General features: G+C 26.6%; 12 protein-coding genes. 5 read left to right on the forward strand and 7 right to left on the reverse strand.

The annotated features are described in order from the left end of the window. Positions 1–58: 58 nt before the first annotated feature. The 4 genes from mutY to metK all read right to left on the reverse strand — a co-directional run bounded on the left by mutY (position 59) and on the right by metK (position 4,314). Complete coding sequence (mutY, locus tag M9405_RS01150) at positions 59–1,111, reverse strand: A/G-specific adenine glycosylase (protein ID WP_250223446.1); 1,053 nt, start codon at positions 1,109–1,111, stop codon at positions 59–61. Between the two features lie 607 nt (positions 1,112–1,718). Continuing rightward, entirely contained in the window at positions 1,719–2,159 is a 441-nt protein-coding gene (gene ruvX, locus M9405_RS01155; protein ID WP_250223447.1) for a Holliday junction resolvase RuvX, read from the reverse strand. Then, complete coding sequence (locus M9405_RS01160) at positions 2,159–2,740, reverse strand: YqgE/AlgH family protein (protein ID WP_250223448.1); 582 nt, start codon at positions 2,738–2,740, stop codon at positions 2,159–2,161. The genes ruvX and M9405_RS01160 overlap by 1 nt, the downstream gene beginning before the upstream one ends. A gap of 392 nt (positions 2,741–3,132) precedes the next feature. Continuing rightward, positions 3,133–4,314 (reverse strand): methionine adenosyltransferase, encoded by a 1,182-nt coding sequence (gene metK / locus M9405_RS01165; RefSeq protein ID WP_250223449.1) that lies wholly within the window; start codon positions 4,312–4,314, stop codon positions 3,133–3,135. Positions 4,315–5,978: 1,664 nt separating this feature from the next. Here metK and M9405_RS01170 point away from each other — a divergent pair. The 3 genes from M9405_RS01170 (at position 5,979) to rpiA (ending at position 9,322) form a co-directional block, all read left to right on the forward strand. Next, complete coding sequence (locus M9405_RS01170; protein ID WP_250223450.1) at positions 5,979–7,157, forward strand: phosphoglycerate kinase; 1,179 nt, start codon at positions 5,979–5,981, stop codon at positions 7,155–7,157. 106 nt (positions 7,158–7,263) lie between these two features. Continuing rightward, on the forward strand, positions 7,264–8,349 hold the full coding sequence (fbaA, locus tag M9405_RS01175; protein ID WP_250223451.1) for a class II fructose-bisphosphate aldolase: 1,086 nt from the start codon (positions 7,264–7,266) through the stop codon (positions 8,347–8,349). Positions 8,350–8,662: 313 nt separating this feature from the next. Further along, entirely contained in the window at positions 8,663–9,322 is a 660-nt protein-coding gene (rpiA, locus tag M9405_RS01180; RefSeq protein ID WP_250223452.1) for a ribose-5-phosphate isomerase RpiA, read from the forward strand. Positions 9,323–9,550: 228 nt separating this feature from the next. Here the strand turns inward: rpiA and M9405_RS01185 are convergent, their stop codons facing one another. Both M9405_RS01185 and zapA read right to left on the reverse strand, forming a co-directional pair. Then, positions 9,551–10,141, reverse strand: coding sequence for a 5-formyltetrahydrofolate cyclo-ligase (locus M9405_RS01185; RefSeq protein WP_250223453.1), 591 nt, complete (start codon positions 10,139–10,141; stop codon positions 9,551–9,553). Positions 10,142–10,283: 142 nt separating this feature from the next. After that, complete coding sequence (gene zapA / locus M9405_RS01190) at positions 10,284–10,628, reverse strand: cell division protein ZapA (protein WP_250223454.1); 345 nt, start codon at positions 10,626–10,628, stop codon at positions 10,284–10,286. Positions 10,629–11,175: 547 nt separating this feature from the next. Between zapA and ubiH the strand changes: the two genes are divergently transcribed. Beyond that, positions 11,176–12,375 (forward strand): 2-octaprenyl-6-methoxyphenyl hydroxylase, encoded by a 1,200-nt coding sequence (ubiH, locus tag M9405_RS01195; protein ID WP_250223455.1) that lies wholly within the window; start codon positions 11,176–11,178, stop codon positions 12,373–12,375. Between the two features lie 14 nt (positions 12,376–12,389). After that, positions 12,390–13,607 (forward strand): FAD-dependent monooxygenase, encoded by a 1,218-nt coding sequence (locus M9405_RS01200; RefSeq protein ID WP_250223456.1) that lies wholly within the window; start codon positions 12,390–12,392, stop codon positions 13,605–13,607. Positions 13,608–13,637: 30 nt separating this feature from the next. On the opposite strand, the gene ygfZ is transcribed toward M9405_RS01200, so the two are convergent. After that, positions 13,638–14,675, reverse strand: coding sequence for a tRNA-modifying protein YgfZ (gene ygfZ, locus M9405_RS01205; RefSeq protein ID WP_250223457.1), 1,038 nt, complete (start codon positions 14,673–14,675; stop codon positions 13,638–13,640). Positions 14,676–14,829 lie beyond the last annotated feature (154 nt).

Consider the following 14,829-nt stretch of genomic DNA (forward strand, 5'->3'; position numbering starts at 1 on the left):
TAATAAAAATTTTAGACTATTTATTATTATAAATAATATCAGTCACATCACTATTTATTCATAAGTTCTGTAAAATTATAGAAACTGGTTTTGGTAACCCAACATTCGGGGGATCTATTAAATCATACCAAGTCCCATCATGGGAATACTGTAATTTCTTATTCATATCTACTAACACTGGTTGTATAATTAAGTCTATATTACTTAATCTATATTTAAGTATAGATAAATATCTACGGGGATTATGATAAAGATCAACACTTACTAACCAAGCATCTAACATGCTAACATTTTTAAATTCAGGAAAACAAAATAAACCACCCCAAATCATTTTAATTGGACGTTTTTCTAACCATACCATATTAGTATAATATTTATAAATTTTAAGTAACAACAAATAGATGATTTTTTGTAGAAATATTTTCTTAGGTTTTTTCTTTGGGTATTGACTTACACTGTTTCTAAAAAAAGCTTGGCAACCTTTTTGTAAAGGACAAAAATTACATTTTGGATTTCTATTAGTGCATACTAATCTACCAAGGTTCATCATAGCTTGATTGAAAATGGACACTTTTTTATTCGGCAATAATTTAGTGCTTAATAACCATAATTCTTTATTCACATTAGATTTATTGCCTGATAAATAATAATCAAGAGCATAATATCTAATCAAAATCCTCTTGATATTACCATCAAGAATTGCGTAATGTTGATCTAATGTTAATGATAATATAGCTCCAGCAGTAGATTTACCTATTCCAGGTAAAGAAATTAATATATTAAAATCTTCCGGAAATGCACCATTATAGCGTGCAATTATAATTTTTGCTGTTTTATGTAAATTTATAGCTCTGGAATAATAACCCAATCCACTCCATAAACACAATACTTCGTCCAATTCCGATTGTGCTAATTGTGCGATCGATGCAAATTTTTTTAAAAACCGTCCGTAATAAGGAATAACCGTTTGCGCTTGCGTTTGCTGCAACATAATTTCAGAAACCCAAATACTATACATGGTTTTATTCAATTGCCACGGAAACGGACGTAGCGCACACGTATCATACCAAAACAATATGGTTTTCGAAAAATTACCATGTGACACATGCATATATTATTATTTCTAATACGGAAAGTATCATAAATTCTCACAAAAATAAATATATCAAAAATAAAATTACATTTCCATATACTATAGTGCGAGTAATATAAAAACTTAATAGATTAAAAATCTACGGCAATGTATACTATTATCATATAATTAAACATATAAGATGTGTTTATATTTACTGTTGTAAATATTTAAATCGATAACTAAACATCTTATATAACCCTATAAAATTTAGTTTCACAATTAAAATAGTTTAGATAAAACTACTTAAAGTTAATATTTTTCATAATGTATGAATATATAAAATATATTCAGTACAGACAATGCTTTATATTTTAAATAACATAAAATACTTAAATTAATAAAAATTAGTAAACATTGACAGTAATACATTAACATAACTATAGTTATATTATATTAATAACTGCAACACACATTGCATACACATAAACCATTTGATAAATTATAAAAAATTTACACATAACACAATTATTTAATTAAAGTCAATTTTTTTAACATTAATAATTATTATCTCATATTATGAGATAATAATATATTTTTTATATAAAACTATAAATACTACCAAATTATGGTATTGTAATAAATACTATAAAGTATTTAACCAACTTCTTAATATTACTTTCGCTGCGACAGCATTTAATCTGATATCTGTATGCTGCTTTCTAGCATACAAGAAATGATTATTATCATGTTTGAAAAAATATGAACGAGCCTCACTGCTGCTAAAACGTTCATCATGCATTTTAACTGTAATACAAAATCTTTTTTCTAATTGTTTAGCAAATTTTTTTGCTAATATAGTAATATGTTGCTCACTACCATCTACACCTAAAGGCAAACCTACTATTAATATTACTGGTTTCCAAGTGTTACAAATACTTTGAATATCTGACCAATTAGGTTTACCAGATTGAGTTGTCTTCAATACAGTCAGTGGATTGGCGGTACAAGTTAAAGTTTGTCCAATAGCAACTCCAATATATTTAGTACCAAAATCAAATCCCATAATAATGTCAATAACTGCCACTAAGCATGACCTATATGATCCACGACATTACAGATGTCGATACCTAATATTTTTGCTGCCTCTTTCCACCGAGAAACGACAGGAGTACGAAATAAAATTTTTTTATTAGCGGGAACAGTCAGCCAAGTATTCTCCATTAATTCATGTTCTAATTGACCTTTAGCCCAACCAGCATAACCAAGTGCTACTAGCACCTCTTTTGGTTGATTGGGAGTACCCAAAGTCTCCAATATATCCTTAGAGGTTGTAATCATAGCCTCTGCAGAAATATTAATACTAGATCCAAAACCTGTCTTGGGCGTATGTAAAATAAATCCTCTATCATCTAATAATGGTCCACCAGAAAATACGGGTGTATCTAACCTAACAGATGGGTCTCTTATAGCAGGGACAACCTTTAAATTAGTTAGTATAGTCTCTATTGTGCATTTTGCAACAGGTTTGTTAATTACAATACCCATAGCACCAGAGTCATTATGTTCACAAATATACACTACTGATTGCTTAAATAAAGGATCTGTCAATTTTGGCATAGCTACCAAAAAATAATTTTGTAAATTTGTAATTTCATGTGTTTGCATACATTCTCATAAATCCTCTACATAAAAAAAATCAAACTGTAATTTTATTATTTTAAATATTTAACATTAATTAATTATTTTATTCGCATATCCTTTATAAAACTTAACTATAAAATTACACACTATAATATAACCAAAGAACTCTAAAAACATATATAATACTATCAAAATAATGTACACTATATTTTTAGTATATGTCTGTTCATAAAGAACTTTTGCTTCAATATCCATTGTTACTATAATCATAGCATCATATCAATATATAACACCTATAATACTGAAATCTGCAATAATCCATATGCTTATTAAATTAATACTATTTATGTAAATTTAATACATATTATTAATTTTTGGTTCATAACAAACAATCTCCCGCTCAAAATATATATAAATCACTTACACTTTAAACCAACAGCATCACGAAGCACTCCTGCTTTATCTATTTTTTCCCAAGAAAAATGCTCGCGTCCAAAATGACCGTAAACAGCAGTATCTTTATAAATAGGTCTTAATAAATCTAACATAGATATTAAACTATACGGACTAAAATCAAAAAAATTATCTATTAATTTCATTAAAGTGTCACATGAAACTTTCTCTGTCCCGAAAGTTTCAATACTAATTGATATAGGACGTGATAGACCAATTGCATAAACAATTTGTAGTTCACAACGATCTGCTAAACCAGCAGCTACAATATTCTTAGCAGCATATCTAGCGCCATAAGCAGCTGATCTATCCATTTTAGATGGATCTTTTCCAGAAAAAGCACCGCCTCCATGTCTAGCCGATCCTCCATAAGTATCTACAATAATTTTCCGACCCGTTAAACCGCAATCACTCATTGGTCCTCCAATAATGAAACGACCACCAGGATTAATAAAAATTTTTGTATTACTAGATAACCACTGTTTTGGTAAAACCGGTTTAATAATTTCTTCCATAGCTGCTTCTTGTACATCCTTGACAGATATATCACAATGATGTTGAATAGACATAACAACTGCGCTAATACCTAAAACTTTTCCGTTTTCATAAGCAATAGTCACTTGACTTTTAGCATCTAATCCTAACCAAGGTAATATGCCATTTTTTCGTATCTGTGTATTTCTTTCTATTAATTTATGTGCGTAAATAATCGGAGCAGGCATTAAAACAGTAGTTTCATTAGTTGCATAACCAAATATACATCCCTGATCACCTGCTGCTTGTTTTGAAAAACATATAGAATTTTTTTCACAATTATCATTGTTTATGCTATATTTAATTTCAGCAGATTGTTTGTTCAAAACACTTAATATTACACAAGCATTAGCATTAAATACCATATCTGAATTAACATATCCAATATCCCGAATAGTATTCCGAGCTATTTCTTCTATATTAACGCAAGCAGTTGTAGTAATTTCACCTCCTATTAAAACTAAACCTGCCTTTACATATGTTTCACAAGCAACGCGCGCCCTAGGATCTTGCGCTAAAATAGCATCTAATATAGCATCAGAAATCTGATCTGCTATTTTATCCGAATGTCCCTCTGAAACAGATTCAGATGTAAATAAATATTGTGTCATCAATTATATTCCTTGCAATTAATAAAATTTAAAACTTATAATCTAATACTATAAATAGTAGCAAAAATATTTAAAATACATAAATTTAATTTCAAAAACCTACGCAAATTTATTAAACACAAATATTATAAAATTTTAGTCTAATAAATTAATTAATAAAACTTCATGAATAATAAAAAATATTCCTAAAAAAATAGCACTTAATTATATTTTCAAAATACCGTATGCATCACTGTCTTCCATCCATAACAATACATGATTATTTCATTAAAATAAAACAAGTAACCAATACTGAAAATAAATATTAAATTTACTTTTTGCAAAAGACACTATTGGTATAATATGCTGTATATTCTACGAAATGCTTTTGTTACAATTCTATATAAAACTATACCTTATGCATAAGGTTTATGACGCAATAAAACTGAATTTTATAGAAATACTGTATCTGTTCCTAAAACAGAAATTTTATTTAAATACATATGTAAATATGAATAATTTATTAATATCCTTATGTAAATAAAATATATATAAAAAATATTAGTCAAATATTTTTATAAAAATTCAAATGACCTCAACATGAGTATATGAAAAAATTTCAACACACTTCACTCTTCATAGTTAAGTATACGATGTATATATAAAATTCATTTAAGTATTACTATTACAAAAAACAATGCTGATAATATCCGTTTTAAAAAATCTACAAATATTGGTAATAAATTATGCTAAATATACAATTGAAATTGTTTTTGTATATTCAATATTACCTTAGTAAAATATAAAAATTATTTAGTCTTGATAATTATTATAAGATACAACAATACCGAGATATAACATATAAAAAATTTTTCAAATGTTCCTTATTGTTTCATGCAGAAAAATAAAAAACTTCAACTTATACAAATAAAATAAAGCCCTAATAAACAAATATAGCTTTTTAAATAAACGTAAACTAACGTATCACACAGTAATTAATTTTAAAACTAAAAATTACATATTTTATCGGATCAATACTTAATAGGTTCTCTTGCTTATAATAATCTATATTTATTCGAGTAAATAAAAGATCTCTTAAATACACACAACATTATTTTAGACTTCATCAAAATACTTCTAAAAAAGTTATCTCATTATTAAATATATACAACCACTATTTCTTAATTGACATTGTATATCATTGCATCTAGTCACTATATATCAACAACCAAACGATATACTTAAGATATTGAATAATATTAATAAATAAAATTCATTGTGAAGAGTTTTTATTTAAAAATAGCTTTGTATACATATGTCTTTTAGTAAAAATTATGTTGATTAAAAATCAATATTGAAACATTCAAATAACATTATTTTATGTATTTTTCCTGTTTATAAGCAATATAATTTTATAAAACAAATTAAATTAAACGATACATTTTTATAAAACACTCTTGCTACTTGCATACAATCAGTATTACAATACTAAAGAATTTATAAAATGTTGAACGATATATAATATCAGTGCTAAATTAAAAAACTGAATTTAGTATTCTAAACAATTATCACTACTATATAAAATCAGTAATTTTACTATTTACAATAAAACAAGTGTTTTAAGAAATAGTATTTCTATTACAGAATGATCATACATATGACATTATGTATACAAGGTTGCTAAAATGACTATGATTAAAGTAAGCGATTTAAATTTAACAAATAAACGAATTTTAATTCGATCTGATTTAAACGTACCTATTAAGAATGGAATAGTTACTTCTAATAGAAAAATTCAGGCTTCTTTGCCTACAATTAAACTAGCTTTAAACCATAGCAAATATGTCATGGTAACCTCACATTTGGGTAGACCCAAAGAAGAAAATTATGATACACAACTTTCTTTACAACCTATAGTTGAACATTTAAAAAAACAAAAAATTAATAAAAATATCAAAGACATACGTTTAATAAAAAAATACTTAGATGGAGTTAGTTTTGGAGAAAATGAACTCTTAATTTTAGAAAATGTACGATTTAATCGAGGAGAAAAAAATAATGATAACGTACTTGCAAGAAATTATGCCAAATTATGTGACATATTTGTAATGGATGCGTTTGGCAGCGCTCATAGAACGCACGCCTCTACCCACGGTATCATAAACTTTGTACCCGAAGCTTGCTCTGGATTATTATTACAAAAAGAACTAGAAGCTTTAAATAAAGCTCTATATCATCCAGAAAGGCCAATGGTTGCGATAGTCGGGGGATCTAAAGTGTCTACTAAGCTAACTGTTTTAGAGTCCTTATCAAAAATCGCAGATTATTTAATAATAGGAGGAGGTATTGCAAATACTTTTTTAGCAGCTCAAGGAAAAAATGTAGGAAAATCTTTATATGAAGCAGAGCTCATACCAACAGCCAAAAAAATTTTAGAAAATTGTGATATACCAATTCCTATTGATGTCCGTGTAAGTACAGAATTTTCTGAAACAGCACAATCTATAATGAAAACTGTAAATAATATTAAAGATAATGAGCAAATATTAGACTTAGGAGATAGATCTATTGAACAAATACTCAATATTTTACACTGCGCAAAAACTATTTTGTGGAATGGACCCATTGGGGTTTTCGAATTCCCAAACTTTAGAAAAGGGACTAAACTGGTATCTAACGCCATTGCTGAAAGCAATGCCTTCTCTATTGTTGGTGGTGGTGATACATTAATGGCTGTGGATCTATTTGGAATCTCTGAAAAAGTTTCTTATATTTCTACTGGAGGAGGTGCTTTTTTAGAATTTATTGAAGGAAAAACTTTTCCAGCCGTTCAAATGCTTGAACAGCATGCTGAAAAATATTAAAAATATAAATGTAATATTCATTGCAAATCTCAAAAAATATTATTATATTAAATGTACATAAGTTGTATTGTTAATACCGTAAAAATCGCACTTATAACATAAAACAATGAATAAAATTCTTACAGAAATAAAACCAGGCGTTATTTTTGGACGTGATATACAAAAGATATTTACAGCTGCAAAGAAAAATAATTTTGCGTTACCCGCAGTAAATTGCGTAGGAATAGATTCAATAAATGCTGCGCTAGAGGCTGCATCTAATGTAAGATCACCAATAATTTTACAATTCTCCAAAAAAGGATCAGCTTTTATGGCCGGACTTGGGTTGCGTAAACATAAAGATGATTATTATTCTGCATCAATATTAGGAGCTATTTCTGGAAGTTTGCATGTACACAACGTAGCAAAACACTATGGAATTCCGGTAATATTACATACTGATCATTGTACTAAAAAGGATCTATTTTGGATTGACGCATTATTAGATTTAAGCGAAAAAAATTTTTCTAAAACCGGTTATCCATTATTCTCTTCACATATGATTGATTTATCTGCAGAAACTATAGAAAATAATATAAAAATTAGTTCAAAATATTTAAATCGCATGTGTAAATTGGATATGATTTTAGAAATAGAAATAGGACGTACTGGTGGGGAAGAAGATGGAATAGACAATAAGAATATAGACAATAAATTATTATACACTAGCCCTAAAGAAGTAGCCTATGCGTATGAAAAATTACATACTATTAGTTCACAATTTATTATAGCAGCGACTTTTGGAAATATACATGGTGTATATAGCGCTGGTAATGTTAAATTAAATCCGAAAATTCTTCAAAAATCTCAAGAATATGTATCAAATAAATTTTCATTACCCAAAAATTTTTTAAATTTAGTTTTTCATGGAGGATCTGGGTCTAAAATAGAAGAAATTAAAGAATCTATAAGTTATGGTGTTGTAAAAGTAAATATTGATACTGATATCCAATGGGCTAATTGGAAAGGTGTATTAAAATATTACAAAAATAATAAAAGTTATCTACAAAATCAATTAGGAAATCCACATGGACATAATGAACCAAACAAAAAGTTTTATGATCCACGTGTTTGGGTTAGAGAAGGTCAAAAATCCATCATTAAATATTTAGAAAAAACATTTTCCATATTAAATTCCACTGACGTTTTATAACATCATAAATAATATGATTACTCTTAATTAATACATCAAGACTTAATATTAACCTTAAATATAAATACACCAAACCTATATTTGGTCAATATCACTAGTTTCAATATAAAACTTAAAAATTATCTATTATATAACTAATAGCACCTATTGTGTATAGAATATTATTCATATAATATATATATATGAATAATATCATATACAAAATGTAATTTTTATCTGTATAAGCAAATTATTTACTTATCAACAAGATTAAATAATCACTTAACAATCACATCATAATTTACTCGTATACACTGATATATAGGCGCGAGGTATGAAAATAAAAGATAAATTAAAACAATCAGTAGGTTGGGCGGCGCTGCAATATATTAAATCCAACCAAATTATAGGAGTAGGGACTGGTTCTACTGTAAAATATTTTATTGAAGCACTAAATAGCATAAAAGAAAAAATAGATGGAGTGGTTTCCAGTTCTGATCATTCATCTGATCAATTAAAAAAATTAGGCATTCCTATATATAATCTCAATAATCTAAATGAATTAGCCATATATATTGACAGCGCAGATGAAATTGATATGCATATGCAAATGATCAAAGGCGGAGGGGGCGCTTTAACTAAAGAAAAAATTATTGCAAAAACAGCTAAAAAATTTATCTGTATTGTAGATAGCAGTAAACAAGTTGACATACTAGGACGTGGTCCTATACCAATAGAAGTCATCCCCATGGCGCGCTCATTAGTAGCAAAAGAATTAATACGTCTTGGTGGATTGCCAGAGTTCCGGAAAAATGTAATTACCGAAAATGGTAATAATATTTTAGATATTCACAATATGAAAATTATAGATGCGCCATTACTAGAAACAAAAATTAATAATATACCAGGAGTTGTAAGCGTTGGTATCTTTGCGCAAAGAAAAGCAGATATTGTGCTTATTGGAACAGAAGAAGGTATTAAAATAATTAAATAATCTTATTATTATTTCAATATTAACAAAAATATTCATTTTATAATAATAAGTCATTATAATTAGTAATTACCTAATTTTTTAACAAATACTTAAATACATAAAACGTTCACGATAAAATTACGACAATTCAACTTATTTATACCGACTGTATAATATAAAAATATTTGTTAAAAATAAAAAATATCTATTAAGATAAAGACTGATCATATAATAAGCAGTCAATTAAATTTATCTAAATACGAAATGATTCGAAGGTGTAATAATTTCTGGTAAAAATATATCCCATTTTTTTACTGATAATAACTCATGAGGTACTTTTTGAAAATCATACCCTATTCCTATAGGAATATAATGATCTTGATTCTTCTTCCAATGTTTTAAAGTACTATCATAAAAACCACCTCCCATACCTAATCTATATCCACGAGAATCAAAAGCTACTAAAGGAACAAACACAACATCTAAATCTTCTATAGGAATAACTGCATCCATACTATATTGAGGCTCATAAATATTAAAACGATTAAATATCAGTGAAGTAGATAAAGTATACTGTGCAAATAGCAAACATTTAGATTTTAAATTTGTTGATAAAACTGGTAGATATATTTTCTTTCGCATAGACAATAAAGTTCTTATAAGAAAAGTGGTGCTTATTTCTCCATCAAAAGAAAAAAAAACCGCTATACGCTTAGAATTAAATACCCGCTTTATAGTAATAATTCTGTTGGTTATTAATTGAGACGCTACAAATTGCTCTTGAAATGTCAAAGAACACCGTATCATTCGTATATATGCACGCACTATATTATTAAACATAAAAATTCATTTACCTTACATATAAAAATACCATTTACAATGAAACAATAATTCTCTGACTAAGGACACAATATTTAAATCATCAAAATAACGATGACAAAAACACTTCTACAAAATATTTAATATACATAATTAATATGATTTATAGATGATCTGGGCATCCAAGTAAATTATTGGAGCTCTCTGAGATATATGTATGTGTAACTAAATACTTTTCAATAATTTTTTGTAACAATAAAATGTGTTTTTCAACATTTGCTGCATATTTACATGTTTTTAATTTTTCTTGAGCCAATTCATGACACACATTCAAAGCTACTATAAATACTAATTGCTCAACATTAGTAACCCGAGTTCGATTTTTTAAATCCTGTAAACGTTGCGTTAAATCTACTACCGCTTTATCTAAAGCTTCTTTTTGTGTGGACGGACAACTAATTCTTAAGGTTCTCCCAAAAATTTGAATATCTATTGGTTTTTCAGGCATATTTCTTCCGAATTTTATATTTGCATCTTTAAAATAAAAACACTGCGAACATGATATTTATACCATGTCGCATACAAACACATATTATGTGATGTACTTGCTACATATATATTATGTAATCATATACAATATGTATATAATTTTATATAAAAATCAAATATTTTGGACATAAAACATAATATTCTATTATAGAATAGTATATTACAATTATCATACAATATACTAGAACAAAATATATCCACATTATCAGATTCATCGTAGATAATGCATCATTCTTAGTAAGAATGATAACTTTTAATATATATAAAACAATTATCTCATCTTAAAATAATATTGTAAATAATATAAAATGATAATTCATGACCAAACTGTATACTTTGTACAAAGCATGAGTTATTCATATACATATAGATAAACATAAATTTTTTAACAATATTATTTATGTTGTATAAAACTATACATGTAAATTACATATGATACCATGATACATATTAATCTCAGATAAGTATCGATATAAAAATTAATTTATTATTTATTATTATATATTATGTCTATTGTTATACATGGCGGTGGCATGACAGGAGCAATATTAGCTTTCATGCTACATAAATTAACTCAAGGAAATTTAACAATATCCTTGATAGATCAATGTTCTCCATACACTTATGATATGCAATCATCTACAAAAACTACACCGCCTGATGTTGTTGCATTATCTAGAGGAGCATATTATGAATTGATAAAAATTGATATGTATCCAATGCTAAATTCTTGCACTACTGCTATAAAAAAAATAGAAATTAATGCACATAATCAAAACAATACTGTATTTATTAACGCAACAGATTATAATCTATCGGAATTAGGATATGTTATTGAATTAAATACTTTCAGAAAAAACTTATTTGATTTTTTATATAAAAAATCAAATGTAAATATATTTTGCCCTGCTACATTAAAAACAATAAAACGTGAAAAAAAAAATAATTTAATTATATTAAATAATGATCATCAAATAATTTCAAAACTAGTAATTGCGGCAGATGGATCACAGTCTAAATTAGCCACTAATTGTGGAATACAATGGTTTAAAAAAAATTATCATCAGATTGCTATAATGGCTAAAATTTCTACTGAGATTCCTCATCATGGATGCGCTTTTGAAAAATTTACAGAATATGGCCCGTTAGCAATATTACCAACTTCTAATAATTTTAGTTACCTAATTTGGTGTATTTCTTATAAAGAAAAAAAAAATATATCTAAATGGAATACACATAAACTTTCTCAAGAATTTCAAAAAATATTTGGACAAAAATTAGGAAAAATATTAAATATAGGGACACAACATTTTCATAATCTCTGGCTAATATATGCTAAAAATCATATTTCTCATAGATTAGCTCTGGTAGGAAATGCTGCGCAAAAACTACACCCTATTGCAGGACAAGGTTTAAATTTGGGGCTACGTGACATAGTCATTTTATCTAAAATAATTAAAAACGCATTAAACAACAATATAGATATTGGAGATTATTCCGTATTAAGTACATACCAAAAATACAGACTATCAGATCAACGTAGCACTATTCTGTTTACCGATGGGTTAATACGTTTATTTAGTAACCATTGTTTACCAGTAATTATTGCACGAAATATGGGATTATTTTTAATTAGCTGTAATTCTTATTTACGCAATCTCTTAGTATACAAAATGCTAAATTGGAAAACTAACCAAATTTCGTAACAATCTATAATAATATGAAAAACTTTGATATTTTAATTATAAATAAAGGAATTGCTGGATTAGCATTAGCTTGTGGTTTAAAAAATTATTTTCGTATTGCTATAATAGAACATAAACTCAAAACACATATAAATCCTGTGTCAAAACTACTTAATGTTAAAACATCTGTATTAATTAATATTACTAGCGCAAAAATACTCAGTTATTTAAACACTTGGAACAAAAATACTACATACCCTTATAATATAATTTCTAAACTAGAGATTACTCAAAATTATAACACAAAAAAAATTATTTTTAATTCTGGTCATTTAGGTTACCCTGAACTAGGTTATATTAGTGATTATAATCATATTTATAATTCTTTGATAAAAGAAGCGCAAAAATCACAAAACATTTTTTTTATAAATACAAAAATACCTAATACAATAAATTACTATAAAGATGCAGCATTAATTGAAATAAAAAATTATCCTATATTTAAAGTTAAATTAGTAATAGGATCTGATGGAATTAATTCTTGGACAAGAAAAAATGCAAACTTTCCCTTAATATTTAAGGACAAAAAATACTATGAATTTCACACCACTATTTATACAGAAAAACAACACAAAAACACATTGAGATATATAAGCCATGATAACAGTTTACTTATTTTATTACCACTAAATCACACTAATTTATCTGCTGTATTTTGGTTATTACCGACCAACATAGGTATAAAATATTTTTTTAAAAATATATCTAAAGAACATATTAATTCTGATCTAACAAAAATCTGCGCCATGCTAGGCCATTGCTATATATATAATGATATACCATCATATAAAATATTCTTGCCAAGAATTCAATATGCATACAAATTTGTGCAGAGTCGTTTGATCCTCATAGGAAACGCTGCTTATACTATAAGTCCATTTCCTTTCCAAGATATTAACATAGAACTTATAGAGGCTATAACATTATTAAATTATTTAAAAAAATTAAAGAAAAACAACAAAGACATTGGACATTATACATATTTAAAAGATTACGAATACCATAAAAAATATCAAATTTTTAAATACTTTACAAAATTATCAAATATTTTTCCTTTATCACAAAGGAACAATTACATTTCATTGTACACTCAAAATTTCATGTTTAATATTATACAAACTATACCCTCTTTAAAAACTAATATACTAAATCAAATCATGGGTCTAGATGTTATGCCAACTTGGTTGTTATAATGTCAACTAAATATAATACATATAACCATACTAGGTATGGTTATATGTATGTTTTTTATCAACATTAAAAATGATAAAACTATTACTATTATTTATATTAACCAATTTTAATTCTAAACACTCCGATATTGGACGATCTAATACTGCCTGTATCCACAAAATATTACTATTTTTAATTTGGCAAACCTGTAATATAACACCAATATTTCTCCAATTTCGGTCATTCATTTTAAACTCTATCAAATCTCCAGAACTAGGCAACGAATAACTAGTAATAACTTGAATTATCTCACCAGTTAACCAATACAATACTTTCTTATTATGTCCACGATACTGAAGACGCGCAATAGACTCTTGACCAAGATAACAACCTTTATTAAAACTAATACCTTTTAAAATATCCATATTAATAGCCTGAGGAAAAAATAACTCGCTATTAACTAAATCAATAATGGGATATCCTGATTCTATATCTAATAATTCCCATTGACAGCTATTATTAAATTGCATACATAATTTTAATTTATTTATTAAATTATTAAATATTGATATTTCATAAAAAACTAATAAAAATCTTTCTATTGGAGAATTAAAATATAATATGGTAACACCGTAATTATGTACTACAGAATACATTTTATTTGGTAAAATTGAAAAAAAATCACTTAAATACTTTCTTATATTTAATCCTGCAGCACCAATAAGTATTTCCTTACAATTACTCACAATAGTAACATCTGAAAATATTGCATACTTTTTCATCATTGAAATTTGTTTATTATATATACTCTTCCTACATATAAATGCTATTTCTTTATGAGTGATATAAAAAACATACACACTACTAAAAACTTTTCCATTTAAATTACAATATGCAGAAAAACTATATTTAGCAATATCTAAATTTTTAATATCACAAGTAAATTGGTCATTTAAATATTGTATAGAATCATGCCCATGTAATCTGACTAACACCCATTTTTCTAAAGAAATTAATGTTGATAATAGCTCCTGTGAAGGTATAAGACCCTGATGGGGAAACACTGCGTCGTTACACAATACTAACACTCCTATAAAAATATAAGTATTTCATAATATTTGTATTAAATAAGACACCACCACTACAACACAAATATTTCTTAAAAAATATTACAAAAACACTCGAGTTGCATATCTTATAGTACAATAGTTTTCTTGTAAAAACACTGATTTATAATATCAA

Origin of the sequence: Candidatus Blochmannia ocreatus (assembly GCF_023585745.1) — a bacterium.
Classification (GTDB): Bacteria; Pseudomonadota; Gammaproteobacteria; order Enterobacterales; family Enterobacteriaceae; genus Blochmanniella; species Blochmanniella ocreatus.